The organism is Pseudomonas sp. GL_139_B (assembly GCF_057834475.1).
Genome location: NZ_CM174403.1, coordinates 1,730,835 through 1,752,341 on the forward strand (window position 1 = coordinate 1,730,835; position 21,507 = coordinate 1,752,341).

Sequence of the window (21,507 nt, forward strand, 5' to 3'; positions counted from 1 at the left end):
AGGAGTGAGCCTGCTCGCGATGAAAGCACCTCGGTGCACCTGATCGAACCCTGTATGTGTTATCCGAATTCGAGGATTTTGAAATGTCCACAATGATACGTCCGGCCTTGAGCCTGCTGGTCCTGATGACCCTGATCACCGGCGTCGCCTACCCCTTGGTCGTCACCGGTGTCGCCCAGGTCGCGTTCCCGGATCAAGCTAATGGCAGCCTGGTACACGATGCCAGCGGCAAGGTCCGTGGCTCGTCACTGATTGCCCAGGATTTCGTCGGTGACGACTGGTTCCATCCACGCCCATCGGCCGGTGCATTTGCCACCGTGTCGAGCAGCGCGAGTAACCTGTCGCCGAGCAATCCGGCGCTGGCAACCCGGGTGATCGACGATGCCAACAAACTGCTGGTGCCGGGGCAGGGGCCAGTGCCATTGGCCATGGTGACCACCTCTGGCAGTGGCCTCGATCCGCACTTGCCACCGGCCGCGATTGCCTATCAACTGGCGCGAGTCGCTGCGGCACGTCATCTGCCGGTGTCGACGCTGCAACAACTGCTGGACGCGCACATCGAGCAGCCATTGGTGGGGCCGCCGGTGGTGAATGTGCTGGCGCTGAATATCGCGCTGGAAAACCTGTAGATCGGTGGTGCAGCCAATCGCGAGCAGGCTCGCTCCCCCCGCAGGGGAATGCATTCCAGAATGTAGGAGTGAGCCTGCTCGCGATGGCGGTAGATCAATCACCGCATAACTATCTGAATAAAGAGATTCCCAGACATGAGTGACTCCGGCCGCGCCGACGCGCTGTTAGCAGACCTGCCCCGCGATGGCCGTGGCCGGCTCAAGGTTTTCCTCGGCGCAGCGCCCGGTGTCGGCAAAACCTACGCCATGTTGCAAGCCGCTCACACCCAATTGCGCCAAGGCGTAAAAGTCATCGCTGGTGTGGTGGAAACCCATGGCCGCGCCGAAACCGAAGCGCTGCTCGGCGGCTTGCCGCAACAGCCGTTGGTGCGCTCGGAATACCGGGGCGTGATGCTCGAAGAAATGGACCTCGATGGTCTGCTCGCGGCCAAACCGAAACTGGTGCTGGTCGATGAACTGGCTCACAGCAACGCCCCCGGCAGCCGCCATACCAAACGTTGGCAAGACATCCAGGAGTTGCTCGCCGCCGGCATCGACGTGTTCACCACGGTCAACGTCCAACACCTGGAAAGTCTCAACGATCAAGTGCGCGGCATCACCGGTGTGCAGGTGCGTGAAACCCTGCCGGACTGGGTGCTGCAAGAAGCCTACGAACTACTGCTGATCGACCTGCCACCACGGGAATTGCTTGAGCGTTTGCGCGACGGCAAGGTCTACGTGCCGGAGCAGGCGCGAGCGGCCATCGACGCGTTTTTCACCCAGACCAACCTGACCGCCCTGCGCGAAATGGCGATGCAAACCGCCGCTGCTCAGGTCGACAATGACCTGGCCCAGGGGTATCGCCAACTCGGTCAAGCGGCGCCAGCGGTGCGCGGTCGTCTGTTGGTCGGTGTCGATGGCGATGCGCAGGCCGAGCGTCTGGTGCGTCACGCCAGTCGTGTCGCCCAGCGTCGGCATTTGCCGTGGAGTCTGGTGCATGTCGACAACGGCAGCGTGCGTGATGAGCAATCGCGCCTGCGCCTGCAAAGTGCCCAACAATTGGCCGAACGCCTCGGTGGCGAAGTGGTGTTGTTGCGCGCTGGCGAAGTCGCGAAAACCCTGATTCAGCACGCCGCCGAACGCCGTGCCAGCCTGGTGCTGGTTGGCCAGTCCCGGCAGCGTTTGCGTCGGCGCTTGTTCGGCGGTGGTTTGGCGTCACGCCTGCTGCGTGATGCGCGTGGGCTGGAAATCAACGTCCTCGACAGCGATCACCTGCCGCATCAACCGCGCCAGCGTTCGACGCAGTCGCTGGTGTGGTTCGATTACGCGCTGGCGGCAGTGGCGACGGTGTTGGCCAGTGCCTTGGCCTGGGGCGTGGCGAGTATTTTGCCGCTGCCCAACATCTCGCTGGTGTTCCTCGCCGCCGTGTTGCTGGTAGCGGTGCGCAGCAGTCTTGGCCCGGCACTGGCCTGTGCGGCGCTGTCATTTCTGACCTATGACTTTCTGTTCATCCCTCCGAATTTTTCCTTCGCCATCCAGCGCGAAGAAGACGTGCTGACCTTGCTGTTCTTCTTGCTGATGGCGGCACTCACCGGCAATCTCGCGGCCCGGCAACGCAGGCAATTGCAGGCCCTGCGTGACACTCAAGAAGAGACCAGCGAACTGCTCGACCTGTCGCGCAAACTGACGGCCGCCACCGACCGTCAAGCCGTGGTCAGCGCCGCCGCCCAGCACCTCAATGGCTGGAGTGACTTGCAGCTGTGCCTGCTCAATCAAGACGGGCAGGGTGGCTGGAAAGTTGAAACCGGAGGCCCGTTGGAGTTTTCGGAAGCCGAACGCGCGGCCGCCGATTGGGCCTGGCAACACGATCAACCGGCGGGTGCTGGCACCGGCACGTTGCCGTTGGGGCGTTGGTGGTGGTGGCCGTTATCGGTGGAAGACGGGCCTCTGGCATTGCTCGGCGTCTGCGCTAAAGAGGGCCAGACGTTAAGCGGCCAGCGTCGGCGTTTGTTGACCGCGTTGAGCCAGCCGCTGGCCCAGGCGCTGGCTCGTGCACAACTGGCCGAAGACCTTGAAGCGGCGCGACTGCACGGCGAAACCGAACAACTGCGCAGCGCACTGTTGGCCTCGGTATCCCACGATTTGCGTACGCCGCTGACGTCTATGCGCGGCAGCATCGACAGTCTGTTGGCCCTCGGCGAGGCCATTCCGCTGGAGGATCGCCGCGAACTGCTTGAAGGTACACGTGACGAAGCCGAGCGCCTGGATCGCTACATCCAGAACTTGCTGGACATGACCCGACTCGGCCACGGCGCGTTGAAGCTGGCGCGTGATTGGGTGTCGCCGGCCGACATTGTCGGCAGTTCGCTCAATCGACTGCGCGCGGTGTTGGCGCCGTTGCAGGTCAGTACCGACGTGCCGCCGCAATTGCCGCTGCTGTTTGTCCACGCCGCGCTGATCGAACAGGCGCTGGTCAACGTGCTGGAAAACGCCGCGCGATTTTCACCGGCTCATGGGCGGCTGCAATTGCGTGCCGGGGCTGATGACCGCGAGCTGTTTTTCTCGGTGAGCGATGAAGGACCAGGCATTCCCGAGGAGGAACGGGCGAAGATTTTCGACATGTTCTACACCGCCGCGCGCGGTGATCGGGGCGGACAGGGCACCGGGCTGGGGTTGGCGATTTGTCAGGGCATGGTGGGGGCACATGGCGGGCGGATCAGCGTCGGCGATGGCATCGAAGGGCGCGGCACTTGCATCACCTTGCACTTGCCCTTGCAAGAACAGCCTGCTTTTGAAAGTGAGCGCTGAACATGAAGCCTGATACCCTTTGCACATCTTCATGCCGCGATCAGACACCATGAGCCAGACTGCGACCATTTTGGTCATCGACGATGAGCCGCAAATCCGCAAATTCCTGCGCATCAGCCTGGTCTCCCAAGGCTACAAAGTGCTGGAGGCCGGCACCGGCAACGAAGGCCTGGCGCAAGCGGCGCTGAACAAACCGGATTTGCTGGTGCTCGACCTCGGTTTACCCGACATGGATGGTCAGCAAGTGCTGCGCGAGTTTCGTGAATGGTCGACGGTGCCGGTGCTGGTGCTGTCGGTGCGTGCGAGCGAAGGGCAGAAAGTCGAAGCGCTGGATGGCGGCGCCAACGACTACGTGACCAAGCCCTTTGGTATTCAGGAATTTTTGGCGCGCGTGCGTGCCTTGCTGCGCCAGGCGCCAGCGGGTGAAGCTCAGCAAGCGGCGCTAACGTTCGGCCCGTTGACCGTGGACCTGGCGTATCGGCGAGTGCTGCTCGATGGCATCGAAGTGGCCCTGACGCGCAAGGAGTACGCGGTGCTGGCGCAATTGGCGCGGCATCCGGGGCGGGTCATAACCCAGCAGCAATTGCTCAAGGATATCTGGGGGCCGACCCATACCGAGGACAGTCATTACCTGCGGATTGTGGTCGGGCATTTGCGTCAGAAACTGGCGGATGATCCAACTCAGCCTCGGTTTATCTTGACCGAGGCGGGGGTTGGGTATCGGTTGTTGAGTGAAGTAAGCCTTTAGTTTTTAGGTTGAATTATCCGGCCCCTTCGCGGGCAAGCCCGCTCCCACAGTGGATTGAGGTGATGCACAAATTATGTGATCACCAAAGATCCCCTGTGGGAGTGAGCCTGCTCGCGATGGGGCCCTTAGATTCACCCAAAAAAATCTCAGGAATCTCGCTCATTCTCATACCGATCCAAGGTGTCCCGCGCAATTTCCCGCCCCAGTGCGATCAACTCCGGTGCCTTGTAGAACTCGAAAAACCGGCATACCCGCTTCGGCACGTTAATCAAAATATCCGGCGGGTAACCGGCAATCTTGTACTGCGCGAGTGACGTCTGCATCACCTCGAAACTCTGGTTGATCAGGTCCAGCAATGAGGCCGGCCCAACGTTATCGATGATGAATGATCCCGTGGCCGACTTCGGCGCACCATCGCGTTCTGGGGCGGCGGCGGGTTGCTGGGCTTCGGGGTCGGCAGATTCGATCCAAGGGTTGATGTCGGCCGCTTCAGCCATCAATGCTTCCTTTTCCAGCAGTAGCAATTTTTCCGCCTGACTGCGTCGGAACGGCATCTTCGAACCCAGTGAATTGATCAAGTTGTCGAAACGGCTCTTGAAGGCTGCCGGGCGCTGGATAACCGGCATTTGATAGTGGCGCTGGTTGGTAGAGTTAAGGTTGACCGCGATGATCAGGTCGCAGTGACTCGACACCACCGGCACGATCGGCAACGGGTTGAGGATGCCGCCATCGACCAGCATCCGGTTGCCTTGCATCACCGGGGTGAAGAGGCTGGGAATCGCCGCCGAGGCGCGCATGGCCTGGTGCAGACAGCCTTCCTGGAACCAGATTTCCTGCTGATTGGTCAGGTCCGTGGCCACGGCCGTGTAGGGAATGCGCAGGTCTTCAATATTGATCTCGCCGACGATCTTGCGGATCTGCCCGAAAACCTTTTCACCGCGAATGGCGCCAAGCCGAAAACTGACGTCCACCAGACGCAACACATCGAGGTAATCCAGGCTCTCGATCCAGTCGCGATATTCGTCGAGTTTGCCGGCGGCATAAATCCCGCCGACCACCGCCCCCATGGAACAACCGGCGATGCAGGCGATGTCGTAGCCACGCCGTTCGATCTCTTCAATGACACCGATATGGGCATAACCTCGGGCTCCACCTGAGCCCAGTACCAGTGCGATACGCTTTTTCATGAATCGCCCTCGTCTGACAAGGTTCAACAATGCACCCATCAAGGGGCGTGCTTCAATCGCCAAGGTCGTTCGATGGGCCGAGTGCGTCGTTTTTTCGACACTCCATGGCGGCAGATGGCTATTCTTGCGCACGCTATAGTGAGTTTGCTTTGTGCGGCCAAGGCACTTTTCACCCGCCGGGCCGTCTTACCTGCACGATTGTTGACCTATCTTGAGGTGTTATTGATGAAAGCCTGGATTTGCGTACCTTTGATTGCTCTGGCGCTCGCTGGTTGTGCTGGCAAAACGGCCTACCGTGATAGCTGCGGTAGCCAGATAGACGCGGCGTGGCGTGAGCTAGACTTGGCCAAGGCCGAAGGTTTCGCCGGGACTGTCAGCTACTCCAAGGCCTTGTCGTTGCTGACCGGCGCCAAGACCCAGCAACAATTCGAAGCTTACGAAGGCTGCACCAGCAAGGCCGAGAAAGCGCGCTTCTATATTCGTGAGTCTCGTGCCGGCCGTTGAAGCATCATTTAGGCACCAGGGACACTCGATTCAGGGAGTAAGCGATGTCTGATTTGGTTGATCGGTTGGTGGCTCATGTCCTGGGCCTTGAAGTCCGCTTGTTGGCCTGTCAGGCACGATTGAGTGCCCGCACTGATCCTGAGGCATTGCACGAACTGCGCACCACGGTTCGCCGTTTGCGCAGCCTGTTGCGACCCTTGCGCGGCCTGCCCGGCGTCGAGCAGGTCGAAGTGGCGGCGGCCCGGGTCGGCGAGCTGACCACGCCGTTGCGTGATCGCGAAGTACTGGCGGCGTATTTGCTTGAGCACGGTCAACCCGAAGCCGCGCATTGGCGTATGGCGCAGATGGCGCAGGCGTATCCGGCGGTGGCGGCCAGTCCTGAGTTGGCGCAGTTGATGATGATCCTCGATGCCTTCCCGCGTTTTTTGCGTGCCTCCCAACGTCAGGATTTGCTCAAGGGCTTGCGCAAGCGCATAGAAAAACGCTTGGGAAAACAGTGGAAGAAACTGGACGTTGCACTGCACGATCCGGCCCACGACCGTCACCGCTTGCGATTGTTGATCAAACGTGTGCGCTACGGCATCGAAGCCTATCCCGAACTGGACCGTTTGCCGAAGGCCGCCCTGGCCCGATTGAAAGCGGCTCAGAGCGCCTTGGGTGATTGGCACGACAGTTGGCAATGGCTGGCCAGGGCTGTTGATGAGCCAGATTTACTGCCTTGTGTCGCCGTCTGGAAAACCACGTTGGTCGATGCCGAAAGCAACGCCGACCGCGTCCTCGACAAGCTCAGTGCTACTTGCTTCAAATCCTGAAAGCACCACAGATCAAATGTAGGAGCGAGCTTGCTCGCGAAAGCGGTGTGTCATTCAGCATTTATCTCGACTGACACACCGCCTTCGCGAGCAAGCTCGCTCCTACATTTATTTTGTGTTGGATGAAGATTCGTATGTCACGACACCAGGCGCGGCTCTTCTGTCAGTGCTTTTGGCCGGAATAATCGCTGTGTCGACGTCGCAGGCTGGTTAAGATCCCCCTCTACTTTTCCCCGTCTCCGAGGTTTTCATGCGCTTTTGCGATTTGCTCGACGCCGTCCGCCGGCAACCGCTGGAGCTGTCTATTCCGGCTGGATGGGCGCAGGGGCGTGCCAGTTTCGGTGGCCTGGTGGCAGCGTTGCAATACGAAGCCATGCGCGCAACAGTTCCGGCAGACCGGCCGGTGCGTTCGCTGGCGATCACCTTTGTCGGACCGGTCGAGCCTGAAGTGCCTGTCAGCTTTGAAGTCGATGTGTTGCGTGAAGGCAAAGCCGTCAGTCAGGTGCTGGGCCGGGCAATGCAGAAGGGGCAAGTGGTGACGTTGATCCAGGGCAGCTTCGGTGCGTCACGGCCCTCGGAGGTGTCGGTGAGGGCCGAGCCGGCACCCGAGATGAAGCACTGGGACGAGTGCCAGGAGATGCCATTCATCCCCGGCGTGATGCCGGAGTTCATGCAGCATCTGGCGATGCGTTGGGCCGTCGGTGGCATGCCGTTTACCGGCAACAACTCTCGTGAGATGGGTGGTTGGGTGCGATTGCGTGGGGACGTGAAGGAAGAGGCCGTTACCGAGTCGCATATCCTCGCGCTGGTGGACGCCTGGCCGCCGTCCTTGCTGCCGTACCTGAAAAGGCCGGCGATGGGCAGCACGCTGACCTGGACCATCGAATTCGTCCAGCCATTGCTGGAGATGAGCACGCTGGACTGGTGCAAATACCGGGTGGAAACCGAACACGCTGCAGACGGCTACGGCCATGCGGCCGCGAAGTTGTGGAGCGCGGACGGTCAGTTGATCGCCATCAGCCGGCAGACGGTGACGATTTTCGCCTGATCAGTGGCGACGGTGGCGTTCACGCCAGGCGCGCCACCAGCCACCGCTCAAGAAAAACCGTGGGAATGTCAGGAACTGCTCGACCAGCAAGCGTGACACCGCATCTTTGCGATCACTGAACGGCTCGGAAGCTTGCACCTCCAGGCTGTGACCGTGACGTTGCAGACTCAGTGCAGCGAGCAGGCCGACCACGCCGATGGCGATGTTCACCAGGCTCAGGCTGAAGACCCCGGAAACAATCAGCAGAAATGCCACGATGAACAGCGGCACGGCAATCAAGTGCAGCACCAGGTTGGTCGGGTGCTGATGATTGTTCGGGTACGCTCGCCATTGCCAGGCGGGTAGGTTGGGGTGACGTTTGCCCATGTTGAAACTCCTCAATCAGTGTTGACCGTATGATTGAAGAATAGGCGCGGTGAGTGGGGGCGGCGAATCGAGGCTGGCTATTGGACTGATAGGTCGGGATTGATGTTGTCCGGGCTGACGCCTTCGCTGGCTAGCCAGCTCCTACAGGTGGACCGAGTTTTTACAGGTGAATGCGATTAAATGTGGGAGCGGCGGTGCGACGATTCGACTTGCGCGCGAAGGGGCCTTCAGAGCTTGAGCTGCCCGATCGCCTTGCTCAATTCCCCGGCCAGCGCCGCCAGTTCATCACTGGTGGTTGCTGAACTGATGGTCTGCTGCACGGTATTTTCAGTCACATCGCGAATACTCACTACCGCCCGATTCATTTCTTCCGCCACTTGGCTTTGCTGCTCGGCCGCCACTGCAATCTGCGTATTGCTTTCACGCATCTGCGCCACGGCGCCGGTGATCTCTGCCAGCGCGGCACCGGCCTCTTGAGCCTGTTTTACGCAGTCGTCGGCCTTGAATGAGCTGTCCTGCATGAAGTCCACCGCGTCTCGAGTCCCGGCCTGCAAGGCGGTCACCATCAGGGTGATCTCGTCGGTGGAGGTCTGTACGCGTTTGGCCAGATTGCGTACTTCATCGGCGACGACCGCAAAGCCTCGGCCCATTTCACCGGCGCGTGCCGCTTCGATGGCCGCATTCAGGGCCAGCAGATTGGTTTGCTCGGCAATGCTGTGAATCACGCTGACCACCCCGTTGATTTTCTGACTGTCCTCGGCCAGGCGCTGAATCATCTCGGCCGTCTGTTGCACGCCGCTGGACAACCCGGCAATCGACTTCTGCACGCGACTGACCACCTGTTGCCCACTGCCCGCCAGCGTGTCTGCGGTTTGCGAGAGGTCGCGAGTGGCGCCTGCGTGTTGGGCAATGTGGTAAACGGTGGCGGTCATTTCATTGATTGCCGTGGCCGCCTGATCGGTTTCGCTTTGCTGGCCGAGCATGCCCTGGCGCACTTCGTTCATGCTCGAAGCCAGGCGTGCGGCGCCGACATCCAGTTGTCGCGCCGTGCTGGCGACGGTGTTGACCACGCGCTGGTAGCCAGCTTGCATTGCGTTGAAGGCGTTGGCCATTTGCCCGACCTCGTCCTTGCAGGCCAGCGGCACACGGGCGGACAGGTCGCCGGTTTTTTCGACGTGGAGCATCACGTCCTTCAAGGTGTTGAGCTGACTCAGCAAGAAGCGTATCAACAGTTGCGAAGCGCCGAGCATTGCCAGCATCAAAATAAATACCGCCACCGCGTAGTTGGCGAAACGCTCGCTGAATACCTGGCTCAGGCTTGGACCAAAGGCGACCACCGCGACGTTCTGGCCGTCTGGACGTGTGAACACCTCGGCGCCCATTAACGGATTTTCGCCGAACAGCGGCATTGAGTTGATCTCGACCCAGCCGTGGCTATCCGCCAGTTCCGATAGCGGTTGATCGTTCAGCAACGGCGCTTGCCCTCGATTGAAGGTCAACAGGTTGTCGGCCTTGGGCAGTCGTTGGCCGGGTGGCCACGCGCCGAGCAATCGCGCCTGCGCTTGGGCGGACGCTTGCGCAGCGTGACTGCGGGCCTGTTGTTCGAGCTGTACGGCGTACAGCACCAGCAACAGCGTCGTGAAGAAGGCGACCGCATTGACCGCCCAAAACTTGTATTTCAGCGAGATATTGCTAAGCCAGGCACCCATGGAGGTCTTCTCTGATAGCGGAAACAATATTGGCAAGGTGCTAGCATTGTGCCGCTATCGAGAAATTCTGAATTTGATATGGGTCAACATCCATCACAGTCCCCTGTAGGCGTGAGCCTGCTCGCGATCGCGTCAGTACCTGCAACATCGATGCGTTAGACAGACCGCTATCGCCGGCAAGCCGTTTTCACTCCTTGTATGTTGACCCTGATTCCAACGAGAGAGGTTACGCTCAAGGATTCATACAACAGCAAGTGCGTTTCTGGGGGAGGCCGATCACTCCTGAAGGCAGGATTTGCTCCTGACCTTGTCTGTAGAGAGGCCCCCCCGCCTCATTGCCCACCACGAAGAGTATCGAGAAGCCGACAAGTCGGACTTCGCATTACAAGGTTGCGGTGGCATGAAGTTCGAGGTCGGGGGAACCGGAAGCAATCTTACCGAAAGTCAGGGAAGTGAAAAGCATGAATACTCATGTCGGCATAGACATTGGTGCCCGTACGTCTGCGATGGGATGGCGACAGAACGGTAAGACATCAGGCCAGTGGGAGATTCAGCACACGTCGAAGGGGCGTAAGGCTGCCGTGACCAAGATGTTGGGCCTCAAACCGCTGAGCGTGATCATGGAGGCCACCGGCATTTACTACCTGGACCTTGCGCTGGAGCTACACGCCGCCGGTTTGCCGGTCTCGGTGATTAATCCCAAAAGCTTCCACAACTTTGCCAAGCTGATGCTGCAAAACAGCAAGACTGATCAGATTGATGCCCAATTGCTGGCCGAATACGGTGAGCGCATGGCGCCTAGACTGTGGGTCCCGCCGACTGCAGATCAACTGATGCTGCGTGCGCTTGGTCGCCATATCAACCGGCTGATTGGTCATCGGACCAGAGCCAAGAATGAGCTGCACGCGCTACAAGCGACACAAACGAGTGTCGAGCTACTGATCGAGGATGAGAAAGATGCGATTGCAGCGCTGGACACACGGATTGATCGTTTGAAGAAGGCGGCACGCGAGGCCATCGCCAAATGCCCGGATCTGAGTTTGCAGTTTCGCTGCATGATGGCTGCTCCCGGCGTGGGAGAAGCCTCGGCTATCGCCGCACTGGCTGAGCTGACGACCTTGCCTGTGACGCTCAAGTCGGCACAGGTCAGCCGTTATGCAGGGCTCGACGTCAGGCTGACCCAGTCAGGCACCAGTGTGAACCGACCAGGTCGAATGTCCAAATGCGGTAACGCGTATTTGCGTGCAGCGATGTTCATGCCGGCGATGACGGCAATTCGCTGTGATGAGAATGTGAAGGCCTTTTACGAGGCGCTGCTAGCTCGCGGCAAGAAGAAAATGCAGGCCATTGGAGCGGTGATGCGCAAATACCTGACCGGGTTATGGGCATGCATGCGTTCTGGAGAAGAATTTAATACGGCCAAGCTTTTTAGCGAAAAACATCTCGCGAAAGCTTGACCGTGAACAGAGTATCTACAGGGGGGGAATGTGGTTACTGGGGGATTGTGGGCAAGCCGAAGAACGCTCGTGCGCAGGCAGTGGTGTGATCTGCCAGATCTTCCGCCGTTTCGCCGCGATGCAACGCCACTTCCCGCAACACTTCAGTCAAATACGCCGGTTCGTTGCGGCCATTTTTCGGCTTGGGCCGCAAACTGCGTGGCAGCAGATACGGCGCATCGCTTTCCAGCATCAGCCGGCCCCGTTTGATTTCCTTCACCAACGGATGCAGGTGCGTGCCCCGGCGCTCGTCGCAGATCCAGCCGGTAATGCCGATGTGCAGATCCAGATCGAGGTAGCTGAACAGGGCTTTCTTTTCGCCGGTGAAACAATGCACGACGGCGGCCGGCAATTGATCTCGGTAATCTCGCAGGATTTCCAGCAGCCGCTGACTGGCATCGCGCTCATGCAGGAACACCGGTAGCTGCAAGTCGACCGCCATTGCCAGGTGTTCCTCGAGGACCTTTTCCTGCTGTGGGCGCGGCGAGAAGTCGCGATTGAAATCCAGTCCGCATTCGCCCACGGCCACCACGTTTGGCTCCCTGAGCAAACTGCGTAAACGCTGCGCGCTGTCAGCGTTCCAGTCGGTCGCCGCATGCGGGTGAATGCCGGCCGTGGCAAACAGCCGTTGAGCGGTTTCGTCCAGTTGTTGGCACAGTTCAAGAGCCTGTTCGCTGCCCTCGACATTCGTACCGGTCAGGACCAATTGGCAGACCCCTGCGGTATACGCGCGGTCGAGTACGGCCTGGTGTTTGTCGGCAAAACTGGGGTTGGTCAGGTTGACGCCGATATCGATGAGTTGCATGGTGCTACCTCGGACCAAAGGCCGGAAAGCATATCAGAGCTGTAGATTTATAAGAAAAGCCAAGAACTACAACGAGTTAAAGCTGTCTCTTGATGCCGCGAGACAGGGCAGGGTGGTCAAGGTGCCATCATTGTGCCAGTCTTTCGCACTTTGCCAGCGCTCATGGCGCTCTGTTTCTGACGTTCGGTTTCATGATTTTTTTGGAAATCGGCCCAGTATTCTTTCCGGAGAGTGGATGACACGTCCCTCGATATTGCTAGTGCTGTGCTGGTCGTTGCTGCTGCCGTTGCCGGCGGTTGCGCGTCTGGCCGGGCCGCTGCAAGCCGTGCCGGCGGCGAAGGTGCGCGACCTGGGAGAGATTCGCAGCAGCCGGGTATTGCGGGTGCTGGTCAACCAGAGCCGCAACAGCTCCGGCGAAGTCCAGGGTCAGGCCATCGGTGTCGAATACCACCGCTTGCGCGCCTTCGAGCAATACCTCAACGGCCATGCCCGTGACGGTCAGGAAGTCACTCTCAAAATCATCCCCAAAGCCAAGGATCAACTGCTCGGCGCCTTGCAGCGCGGGGAGGGGGATTTGGTCGCACCCGGAGAGTTGCTCGATTTGCAGCCAGGTCACGCCGTCAGCAGCAGTGAACCGATCGCCAGCAATATCCCGTTGGTGCTGGTGGGGATTAAAGGTGAGCGTCGATACACTCGCGTTGAACAACTCTCGGGCAAAACTCTGGCGTTGCCCAACGGCAGTGCCGCCGGGGATGCGGTGAGCCAGATCAACTCAAAACTGGCGCTGCACAAGTTGGCACCGATAAAGATCGAGTGGGTCGATCCTAGCCTTGCCGTCGAAGATGTACTGGAAATGGTTCAGGGCGGGATTTTTCATCTCACTATCGTCGAGCAACCGATAGCCGAGCGCTGGGGCAAGATCCTGCCCAAATTGCGCTTCGACAAGCAGGTTCTGATCAGCGAGCCGGGCGAAGAGTTCTGGTTTGTGCGCCGCGATGCTTCGATGTTACGGGCGAGCATTGATAGTTTTCTGACGACGTACAAGAAACCGTCGGACCAGGACGTGGCGTTTTTGCGGATTTATCGGCGCCTGTATCAAGTGCACTATCCGCTGGCCAAGGCCGACCGCCAGCGCCTGGAGAAACTGCGACCGGTGCTGCAAAAGCATGCCGATTCACAAGGCATGGACTGGTTGAACCTGGCGGCGCTAGCGTTCAAGGAGTCGGGACTGCAGCCCGCTGCCCGCAACAGCGACGGTCCCACAGGCCTGATGCAAATCACCCCGTCTGCCGCCCAGCGAGTGGGGGTCAACAACATTCAGGACCTCGATGCCAATGTCCAGGCCGGGGCCAAATACCTGGCCATGATCCGCCGCAAGTTCTTCGCCAGCCCCAAACTCAACGAGCGTGAACGCATGGCGTTTGTGCTGGCGGCCTACAACATTGGCCCGGAGCGGGTTCAAGGCATGCGCGCCGAAGCCCGGCGGCGCGGCCTGAATCCCAATCAGTGGTTCTTCCAGGTCGAGCGCATAGCCATGGAGCAGGTGGGGATGGCCCCTGTCAGCTATGTTAATAGCGTGAACAAGTATTACTTGGCATTCGATCGTGAGAGGGAGTCGCTGGAGCCTCAGGGACAAAACGTTGTCTCTCGCAAATGATCAACTAAACTGATCGTTATGTCGCGGTTATTGCGCTTATAGCATTTGGTTTATCGATTAACATGGCGCCCAACGAACACACTCTCGCAATGGATGACACAGCATGAGCTCACTGATCAACAAGGTACTGTTTACCCGCGCCGGTTTTGGCCTGACTGTTGTACGGATCGTCGTCGGGATCATCTTCGCAGCCCATGGCTCACAAAAGCTTTTCGGGATGTTTGGGGGTTATGGGATCGCCGGCACTGCGCAGTACATGGAAAGCGTGGGCTTGGCACCGGGCCATCTGATGGCGATTCTGGCCGGTGGTACCGAGTTCTTCGCAGGCCTGGCCTTGATCATCGGTCTGCTGACACGTCCGGCAGCACTGGGGCTGACTTTGCTCTCACTGGTCGCCATTTTTACAGTACACATCCATAACGGTTTGTTCATGGCCAACAACGGTTATGAATTCGCTTTGGCCCTGCTCGGTGGCAGCATCGCGGTTTTGATCGAAGGTGCCGGCAAGCTGTCGATAGACCGCGCTATAGCCGACTGAGCGCTCTGGCTCAACGAAAAGGCCTGCATTGCGCAGGTCTTTTTTGTGTGCGTGATTCTTGACACTGTCCAGTCAGCTTCTCTAGGATGTTGCCCATGCGCCGATTTAAACAGCTACTTGCGGGGCGCCAGGTGACTCATTCAGTTGCCGATAGAAGCTTGAAACAGGCTTCGAAATACCGCTAAAGCGCTGGTTCGGTGTTGCCTCTCACCTGCCATGCAGACTTTTGAGGCAGAGACACGACTCGATGAACGCACTTAGCCCTACAGTACGTCCCGCGCCGATCACGGCACATCTCACCCAGCGCAATCCAAAAATCCTGCTTGGCGGTCAACATCAGCCGACGCTTCTGCGTTATCTCGATGGCTGGCCACGTCGTACGGGTGGGCCTGCTGCGTTCCTCATCCAGTTTGTCGAAGACGGCGAATCGCTGGCTCGATTTGCCACCGACAGTTTTGACTTGGCAGTGATTCAATCCCCCAGCCTTGAAGACGCGCCGGAAATGATCAGGCAGCTGACCCGCGTTGCCCGACAAGGCCTGATCACCCGCCGCTGAAATTCAAAGGTACTCAATCGCCACGATATACACGCATTGCTCACCGGTCGGTGTCTGGACACGCACTTCAGCGTCCAGCGCCTTGCCGATCAGTGCGCGGGCGAGCGGTGAGTCGATGCTGATCAGCCCGACTTTCAGGTCGAGCTCATCGGGCCCGACAATGCGATAGCGCGACTCTTTGCCGTCCTCGTCTTCAATCGTGACCCAGGCGCCAAAATAGACCTTGTTCGGATCGCTGGGCTTTTCGCTGACGACCTTGAGCGCTTCCAGCCGCTTGGTGAGAAAGCGCACACGGCTGTCGATCTCGCGCAGCATCTTTTTGCCGTAGGTGTATTCCGCGTTCTCGGAACGATCACCCTGAGCCGCGGCCTCGCTCACCGACTGCGTCACTTGCGGCCGCCGTACATGCCATAGTTCATGAAACTCGGCCCGCATCCGCGCTTCACCTTCCGGGGTGATTAGCGCGGTGCCAGCGGTGCGGGGAGGGCGATAACGGCTCATGGCAGCTTCTTGTAATGGTGAAGGTTGGAGTCTATCAACCCTCGCGCAACACTGTCAGGGGGCTGGCGTTCAACGCACGACGGGTACCGAACACACCGGCACTACCAATCAGCACTGCGCCGATCACTGGTAACACCAATAACCACGGATGCGGATGCCATGGCAGGTCAAAGGCGTAGCGGTAGAGCACCAGGCTCACCAGTTCGCAGCCCAGTGCCGCCAACAAGCCGCTGACTGCGCCGAGTAAACCGAACTCGATCCGTCGGGCCTTCACCAGCAATTGCCGTTCAGCCCCCAGCGCTCGCAATAAGGCGCCTTGTCGGATGCGTTCATCGAGCGTCGCCTGCAAGCCGGAAAACAACACCGCCATCCCTGCCGCCAGGACAAACAACAATACATATTCCACCGCGAGGGTGACCTGGGCGAGGATGCTGCGCAGCTGTTCCAGCAAGGCTTCGACTTGCAGAATGGTCACCGCCGGGAAGCTTCTCGACAGGTCGACAATCTGCTGATCATGACCGGCCGCCAGATAGAAACTGGTCAGGTAAGTCGCCGGCAAATCCTTCAGGGTGCCGGGCTGAAAGATCATGAAGAAGTTCGGCTGGAAGTTGTCCCAGTTGATCTCTCGCAAGCTGGTAACTTTCGCTTCACGATTGACCCCGCCTACGGTAAATATCAGGTGATCGCCGAGCTTGAGCTTCAGGCTTTCGGCCACTTTGCCTTCAACCGAAACGCCGGGAACATCGTCGGGTGTCTGTTCGGTCCACCAGTTACCCGCCGTGAGTTTGTTGCCCGCCGGCAAGTCGGCGGCCCAAGTAAGGCTCAGGTCGCGCTGGATCGCTCGATCACCCGCCGAGTCCTTGCTGACTTTGTCCTGCACTGGCTCGCCGTTGATGCTGATCAGTCGACCCGGCACCACCGGGTAAAGCGGCGCGGACTGCGCTGACAGTTGGATCAGGTGATCTGTAAAAGCCTGTTTGTCCGCCGGCAGGATATTCAGCGCAAAGTAGTTCGGTGCGTTTTTCGGCAGCTGGTTCTGCCAGGTGTCCAGCAGTTCGCCCCTCAGCAGTGCGATCAGTGACATGGACAGTAGAATCAGGCCGAAAGCCAAGGCTTGTCCCGCTGCAGCCAACGGATGACGCAGCAGCTGGCCCAGCCCGAGACGCCAGGGCAGCGAAGCGCGGGCCAGCAGTCGGCGCAGGCTTTTGAGCAGCAGCAAGAGCAAGCCGCCGAGCACCAGCGCGGCGATCACGCCACCGCCGAGCAGGGCGAAGGTCAGCACCAGGTCCAGGCTCAGGCGCCACATGATCAGGCCGAGGGCGCCCAAGGCGGCGCCATAGATCATCCAGGTGCTGGACGGGATCGGCAGCATGTCCCGACGCAACACTCGCAGCGGAGGCACGCGACCGAGTGCGGCCAGCGGTGGCAGCGCGAATCCGGCCAGGGCAACCAGACCCGTGCCAATCCCGGCAATGGCCGGCAGCAAACCACCCGGCGGTACATCACTCGGCAGCAAATCATGCAGCAACGCAAACAGCCCAAGTTGTGCCAGCCAGCCGATCAAGGCGCCACTGAGGCTGGCGAGCAGTCCGAGTACCGTCAGCTGCAAACTGAACAACACCATGGTTTCCCGGCGTGACAGACCCAGGCAGCGCAACAACGCACTGGCATCGAATCGGCGGGTGGCGAAGCGCGTGGCCGACAGCGCCACCGCCACACCGGACAGCAGAACTGCCACCAGGCTCGCCATGTTGAGGTAACGCTCGGCCTTGCCCAGCGCACCGCCAATTTGTCGGTTGCCGTCGCGAGCGTCCTGCAGGCGCTGGTTGGCGGCCAGACCAGGCTTGATCAGTTGGCGATAGGTTTCCAGCGCCTCGGCTTTACCGCGCCAGAGCTCGCGGTAGCTGACCCGGCTACCCGGTTGCACCACACCGGTAGCGGCAAGGTCGCTGAGGTTGATCAGCACGCGTGGCGTGAGGCTGTAAAAGTTGCCAGCCCGGTCGGGTTCGTAAGTCAGCACGCGTGCCAGTTTCAGGGTTTTCATGCCGACGTCGATGCTGGCACCGATCTTCAAATCCAGCGCCGTCAGCAGTCGCGCCTCAACCCAGGCTTCACCGGGTTTCGGTCCGCCGCCGGGTACTTGCGGGGCGAAGGGTGCCGGGGCACTTTTCAGTTCGCCGCGTAGTGGGTAGACGTCATCAGCTGCTTTGATGCTGGACAGCTGAATGCCATTGTCAGTGGCGATGACGCTGGAGAACTCAACCACTTGAGCATGATCGAGCCCCAGTTCCACACCGATTTTGATCTGTTCGGGCCGTGCCGGTGAGCTGCCTTCGAGCAACAAGTCGGCACCTAGAAACTCGGTGGCGCGTAACATCATGGCGCCGTTCAGACGGGCGCCGAAGTAGCCGATGGCGGTACTCGCCGCCACGGCCACCAGCAAGGCGAAGAACAACACGCGCAGCTCGCCGGCGCGGGCATCGCGCAGCAGTTGGCGAATGGCAAGACTGAACAGACGCAACAGCGGCAGGCGTGCCATCAAGGCTCCAGAGGGGCGACCAGCAGGCCGGCTTCAAGGCGGATCAGGCGCCGGCAACGATGTGCCAGGCGTTCGTCGTGAGTCACGAGTACCAGCGTCGTGCCGCGTTCCTGGTTGAGTTCAAATAACAGATCGCTGATGCGCTCGCCGGTGTGGCTGTCGAGGTTGCCGGTGGGTTCATCGGCGAACAGCACATCGGGTTCGGCGGCAAACGCCCGGGCAATCGCCACACGTTGTTGTTCACCTCCCGAAAGCTGGCGCGGTGAGTGCGTCAGGCGCTGGCCCAGTCCGACCCGCTGCAGCAACTCGGTGGCACGCTCGCGGGCGTCTTTGCGGCCATCGAGTTCCAGGGGCAGCATGACGTTTTCCAGGGCATTGAGGCTGTCGAGCAACTGAAAGGACTGGAACACAAAACCGACATGCTCGGCCCGAATGCGTGCGCGTTGATCTTCATCGAGGGTGCTCAACCCTTGTCCGGCCAGGGTCACTTCGCCGCTGCTGGGCAGGTCGAGCCCGGCGAGAAGGCCCAGGAGGGTGGATTTGCCGGAACCGGAGGCGCCGACGATGGCCAGGCTGTCGCCCTTGTTCAGTTCCAGGCTGAGTTCGTGCAGGATAGTCAGTTCACCTTCCGCGCTGGGAACCACTTTGCTGAGGTTCTTCGCGGTGAGAATGCTTGCGCCCATGGAGAATCCGATGCGTGTGTGGTTTTTGAGTGCTGGCCTGGCCTTGATGTGCATGGCCCAGAACGCAGCGGCGGGTACTGTCCTGATCGTTGGCGATAGTATCAGCGCGGGTTTCGGACTGGATACCCGGTTGGGATGGGTCTCGCTGCTCGAACAGCGGCTCAAGCACGAAGGTTTCGACGATAAAGTGGTCAACGCATCCATCAGCGGCGACACCAGCGCCGGAGGCCAGGCACGCCTGCCTGCACTGCTTGCAGAGCATACGCCGGAACTGGTGATCCTTGAGTTGGGGGGCAATGACGGGCTGCGTGGAATGCCCCCGGCTAATTTGCAACAAAACCTTGCTTCGATGATCGACACCTCCCGCGACAACGGTGCCAAGGTCCTCCTGCTGGGCATGCAATTGCCACCCAATTATGGCGTTCGTTACACCGAGGCTTTTGCCAAGGTCTACAGCACGCTGGCCAACGAGAAAAACATCGCGCTGGTGCCGTTCTTTCTCGAAGGCGTGGGCGGCCATCCGGACTTGATGCAGGCTGACGGCATACACCCGGCAGCCGGGGCTCAGGACAAGTTGCTGGATAATGTCTGGCCTACGCTAAAACCGCTGTTATGACCCTTTTCTAGGCGCGGGCTTTCGGCTATGGTGGCGCCCCCGATTTGGAGCCCCCGATGCCGCGTCCTGCCTGGTCACTTTTTGCCTACCAACTGATCGAGCCTGACGAACAGCTGGATCTGTTCGCCTGCCAGGAAGTGCGGGTGCATCTGGTAACCCGTCAACTGGAGCTGGGCGGCTCGGCGGACCGAACCTTGTGCGGCAGCCTGTTGCCGGCGCAGCCGCGTTGGTCGAGTGTCGATCGTCGGGTGTTCCAGGACCAGCGTCTGTGCTCGCTGTGCCGGGCCATTCTGGAATCGCAAAAACGCGGCACCTCGCCGATCTGGCCAGAGCTGCGGTTCGAGCTCTAGCGCAGAAAAGGTAGCGTGCTATCGGCCGGCTCCCCGAATTTACGGGCGTCGGTGTACAATCCCGCTTTTACCCTTGTTGATCTGCGAAGGACTTTCCGGATGTTGCCGCGTTTTCCTGCCGTCACCCGCTTCCTGTCTCTTGCCGCCCTTTGTGTGGCAGGCCCAGTTGCAGCATTGGAGTTTCCCCTGCCACCGCCCGGTGAAGACATCATCGGTCAGGTGCAGGTGATCAAGGCCAAGTACGAAGATACCTTCGCTGACCTTGGTACCGCTTACGACCTGGGCTACACGGAAATGGTTGCGGCCAACCCGGGGGTCGATGCATGGTTGCCGGGCGCCGGCACCGAAGTCATTCTGCCGACACGCTTCATCCTGCCACCGGGTCCGCGTGAAGGCATCGTGATCAACCTGGCTGAATACCGCCTCTACTACTACCCCAAAGGCAAGAATGTGGTTTACACCTTCCCGCTGGGTATCGGTCGTGAAGGCTGGGGCTCGCCAATTGCCCACACCAGCATCACCGCGAAGACGCCGAACCCGACCTGGACCCCTCCAGCGTCGATCAAGGCCGAGCACGCCGCCGACGGTGATCCGCTGCCAAATGTGGTGCCGGCAGGCCCGGACAACCCGCTGGGGCCGTTCAAGTTCACATTGGGCACACCGGGCTACCTGATCCACGGTTCCAACAAGAAGTTCGGCATCGGCATGCGCACCAGTCACGGTTGCTTCCGCATGTTCAACAACAACGTGCTGGAAATGGCCGGCATGGTGCCGGTCGGGACGTCGGTGCGCATTATCAACGACCCGTACAAGTTCGGTATGAGCGGTGGCAAGGTTTACCTGGAAGCGCACACACCGCTGGATGACAAGGGCAACCCATCGGTGGTCGACAAGCACACTGCAGTTATCAATGCGATGCTCAAGCGTGAAGACATCACCAACAACCTGCGCATGAATTGGGATGTGGTGCGCGACGTAGTCGCCGCTGAAGATGGCTTGCCGGTGGAAATCGCCGTGCCGAGCAATACCGCGCCGATGATGTCGAGTGCGCCGCTCGATCCATTGCAGTAAGGCTTGAAAAAAACCCGCCGACGCAGGCCGCGTCGGCGGGTTTTTTATTGCCGGAAGGAAAGCATCAGGCAATAAAAAGCCGACCCATAAAAATGGGTCGGCTTGATAATAATCCCGAAGGATTATTACTTGCGGCTAGCTTTGTCCAGCATGCGCAGAGCACGCTCGTTAGCTTCGTCAGCAGTCTGTTGTGCTTTTTGAGCAGCAGCCAGAGCTTCATCAGCTTTACGGTAAGCTTCGTCTGCACGAGCCTGGGAGCGAGCAGCTGCGTCTTCAGTAGCGGTCAGACGTGCTTCGGTTTCTTTCGATGTGCTGCTGCAACCGGTAGCCAGAACTGCGGCCAGTGCCAGTGCAGAGAATTTCAGAACGTTGTTCATCGTGTTCCCCTTCAAGGACTTACTATTAATTTAGCTGTCTCCTCAGAGTGAGGAAATAGCCGGCGTACATACTACTCATTACTACTCGTAAGTAAACTGACGTAAAGCAAGAAGCAAAAAAAATTGTAGGCTTTGATTCTTTTTCGAGCAACTTTTAACTGCGTTGTTTAAAAAATATCCATCTGCGAGGCCCGAGATGAGCGAGCCGCTGAGGAAAAGTTCCGCGCGCCATCCGTGTTTTTTTTCGGTCTTGGCTAAAGTCTGGCTAGATGAATTCGTCCATACTTTCGTTCGAATTTTGTGCGGCGGCTCTCATAATCTTTATCCATGTAGAGGTGACTTTAAGAGAACCGGTTCGTCTTATGTCTCAACATCCGGCAATGTTCAGGCTATCGACCCGCAAAGACCGTTGGTCGAGCCATTCCTGCGTACCCGGAGCAGCATCGGCTGGCTGAGCATGATGACGAGCGCACCTTGAGCATTTCTGCCATTGGTGCCTACTATTTGTACGTGCTCGGTTGCGCGAGA

21 protein-coding genes and 1 pseudogene are annotated in these 21,507 nt (G+C 59.4%); 13 read left to right on the plus strand and 9 right to left on the minus strand.

The genetic code is table 11. The features are described from left to right. Nucleotides 1–83 precede the first annotated feature (83 nt). From kdpC to AC3ISI_RS07895, 3 genes are all read left to right on the plus strand, one after another. Entirely contained in the window at nt 84–629 is a 546-nt protein-coding gene (gene kdpC / locus AC3ISI_RS07885; RefSeq protein WP_489336260.1) for a potassium-transporting ATPase subunit KdpC, read from the plus strand. 135 nt (nt 630–764) lie between these two features. Further along, nucleotides 765–3,416: a DUF4118 domain-containing protein gene (locus tag AC3ISI_RS07890; protein WP_489336262.1), complete on the plus strand. Its 2,652-nt coding sequence runs from the start codon at nt 765–767 to the stop codon at nt 3,414–3,416. 49 nt (nt 3,417–3,465) lie between these two features. Further along, nucleotides 3,466–4,164, plus strand: a complete 699-nt coding sequence (locus AC3ISI_RS07895) for a response regulator (RefSeq protein WP_489336263.1) — start codon at nt 3,466–3,468, stop codon at nt 4,162–4,164. 146 nt (nt 4,165–4,310) lie between these two features. Here the strand turns inward: AC3ISI_RS07895 and AC3ISI_RS07900 are convergent, their stop codons facing one another. Further along, nucleotides 4,311–5,351, minus strand: coding sequence for a patatin-like phospholipase family protein (locus AC3ISI_RS07900; protein ID WP_489336265.1), 1,041 nt, complete (start codon nt 5,349–5,351; stop codon nt 4,311–4,313). A gap of 225 nt (nt 5,352–5,576) precedes the next feature. On the opposite strand from AC3ISI_RS07900, the gene AC3ISI_RS07905 reads away from it, so the two are divergent. From AC3ISI_RS07905 to AC3ISI_RS07915, 3 genes are all read left to right on the plus strand, one after another. Beyond that, nucleotides 5,577–5,855 (plus strand): hypothetical protein, encoded by a 279-nt coding sequence (locus AC3ISI_RS07905; RefSeq protein WP_489336266.1) that lies wholly within the window; start codon nt 5,577–5,579, stop codon nt 5,853–5,855. A 44-nt stretch (nt 5,856–5,899) separates the two neighbouring features. Next, the gene (locus AC3ISI_RS07910; protein ID WP_489336267.1) at nt 5,900–6,667 is read left to right on the plus strand and encodes a CHAD domain-containing protein; all 768 of its coding nucleotides are present in this window, start codon (nt 5,900–5,902) and stop codon (nt 6,665–6,667) included. A gap of 250 nt (nt 6,668–6,917) precedes the next feature. Next, entirely contained in the window at nt 6,918–7,715 is a 798-nt protein-coding gene (locus tag AC3ISI_RS07915; RefSeq protein WP_489336269.1) for an acyl-CoA thioesterase, read from the plus strand. Here the strand turns inward: AC3ISI_RS07915 and AC3ISI_RS07920 are convergent, their stop codons facing one another. From AC3ISI_RS07920 to AC3ISI_RS07930, 3 genes and pseudogenes are all read right to left on the minus strand, one after another. After that, entirely contained in the window at nt 7,716–8,081 is a 366-nt protein-coding gene (locus tag AC3ISI_RS07920) for a terminase (RefSeq protein WP_489336271.1), read from the minus strand. 227 nt (nt 8,082–8,308) lie between these two features. Beyond that, the gene (locus AC3ISI_RS07925; RefSeq protein ID WP_489337661.1) at nt 8,309–9,193 is read right to left on the minus strand and encodes a methyl-accepting chemotaxis protein; all 885 of its coding nucleotides are present in this window, start codon (nt 9,191–9,193) and stop codon (nt 8,309–8,311) included. 33 nt (nt 9,194–9,226) lie between these two features. Then, nucleotides 9,227–9,790 (minus strand): annotated as a pseudogene (locus AC3ISI_RS07930) (methyl-accepting chemotaxis protein); the annotation flags it as partial. Nucleotides 9,791–10,251: 461 nt separating this feature from the next. Here AC3ISI_RS07930 and AC3ISI_RS07935 point away from each other — a divergent pair. Then, a complete protein-coding gene (locus AC3ISI_RS07935; protein ID WP_489336549.1) occupies nt 10,252–11,247 on the plus strand; it encodes an IS110 family RNA-guided transposase in 996 nt (331 codons plus the stop codon). A gap of 34 nt (nt 11,248–11,281) precedes the next feature. Here AC3ISI_RS07935 and AC3ISI_RS07940 read toward each other — a convergent pair whose 3' ends face one another. Continuing rightward, the gene (locus tag AC3ISI_RS07940) at nt 11,282–12,091 is read right to left on the minus strand and encodes a TatD family hydrolase (protein ID WP_489336273.1); all 810 of its coding nucleotides are present in this window, start codon (nt 12,089–12,091) and stop codon (nt 11,282–11,284) included. Between the two features lie 235 nt (nt 12,092–12,326). Here AC3ISI_RS07940 and AC3ISI_RS07945 point away from each other — a divergent pair, with 235 nt between their 5' ends. The 3 genes from AC3ISI_RS07945 to AC3ISI_RS07955 all read left to right on the plus strand — a co-directional run bounded on the left by AC3ISI_RS07945 (nt 12,327) and on the right by AC3ISI_RS07955 (nt 14,842). Beyond that, a complete protein-coding gene (locus tag AC3ISI_RS07945) occupies nt 12,327–13,748 on the plus strand; it encodes an MltF family protein (RefSeq protein ID WP_489336274.1) in 1,422 nt (473 codons plus the stop codon). A gap of 103 nt (nt 13,749–13,851) precedes the next feature. Then, nucleotides 13,852–14,286, plus strand: coding sequence for a DoxX family protein (locus AC3ISI_RS07950; protein ID WP_489336276.1), 435 nt, complete (start codon nt 13,852–13,854; stop codon nt 14,284–14,286). 247 nt (nt 14,287–14,533) lie between these two features. After that, a complete protein-coding gene (locus AC3ISI_RS07955; protein ID WP_489336278.1) occupies nt 14,534–14,842 on the plus strand; it encodes a class I SAM-dependent methyltransferase in 309 nt (102 codons plus the stop codon). Nucleotides 14,843–14,845: 3 nt separating this feature from the next. Here the strand turns inward: AC3ISI_RS07955 and greB are convergent, their stop codons facing one another. The 3 genes from greB to AC3ISI_RS07970 are packed head-to-tail and all read right to left on the minus strand — an operon-like array spanning nt 14,846 to nt 18,565. Next, nucleotides 14,846–15,343 carry a transcription elongation factor GreB gene (gene greB, locus AC3ISI_RS07960; protein WP_489336279.1) on the minus strand — a complete coding sequence of 166 codons (498 nt, stop codon included), beginning with the start codon at nt 15,341–15,343 and terminating at the stop codon, nt 14,846–14,848. 34 nt (nt 15,344–15,377) lie between these two features. After that, nucleotides 15,378–17,882: an ABC transporter permease gene (locus tag AC3ISI_RS07965; protein WP_489336280.1), complete on the minus strand. Its 2,505-nt coding sequence runs from the start codon at nt 17,880–17,882 to the stop codon at nt 15,378–15,380. After that, the gene (locus AC3ISI_RS07970) at nt 17,882–18,565 is read right to left on the minus strand and encodes an ABC transporter ATP-binding protein (protein WP_007943616.1); all 684 of its coding nucleotides are present in this window, start codon (nt 18,563–18,565) and stop codon (nt 17,882–17,884) included. Before AC3ISI_RS07970 ends, AC3ISI_RS07965 begins: the two co-directional genes overlap by 1 nt. A gap of 10 nt (nt 18,566–18,575) precedes the next feature. On the opposite strand from AC3ISI_RS07970, the gene AC3ISI_RS07975 reads away from it, so the two are divergent. The 3 genes from AC3ISI_RS07975 to AC3ISI_RS07985 all read left to right on the plus strand — a co-directional run bounded on the left by AC3ISI_RS07975 (nt 18,576) and on the right by AC3ISI_RS07985 (nt 20,602). Beyond that, nucleotides 18,576–19,181 carry an arylesterase gene (locus AC3ISI_RS07975; protein ID WP_489336281.1) on the plus strand — a complete coding sequence of 202 codons (606 nt, stop codon included), beginning with the start codon at nt 18,576–18,578 and terminating at the stop codon, nt 19,179–19,181. A 56-nt stretch (nt 19,182–19,237) separates the two neighbouring features. Next, nucleotides 19,238–19,531, plus strand: a complete 294-nt coding sequence (locus AC3ISI_RS07980; protein WP_003226812.1) for a hypothetical protein — start codon at nt 19,238–19,240, stop codon at nt 19,529–19,531. A gap of 99 nt (nt 19,532–19,630) precedes the next feature. Next, nucleotides 19,631–20,602 (plus strand): L,D-transpeptidase family protein, encoded by a 972-nt coding sequence (locus AC3ISI_RS07985; protein WP_489336283.1) that lies wholly within the window; start codon nt 19,631–19,633, stop codon nt 20,600–20,602. 125 nt (nt 20,603–20,727) lie between these two features. Here the strand turns inward: AC3ISI_RS07985 and oprI are convergent, their stop codons facing one another. Then, a complete protein-coding gene (gene oprI, locus AC3ISI_RS07990) occupies nt 20,728–20,979 on the minus strand; it encodes an outer membrane lipoprotei OprI (RefSeq protein WP_007943620.1) in 252 nt (83 codons plus the stop codon). Nucleotides 20,980–21,507 lie beyond the last annotated feature (528 nt).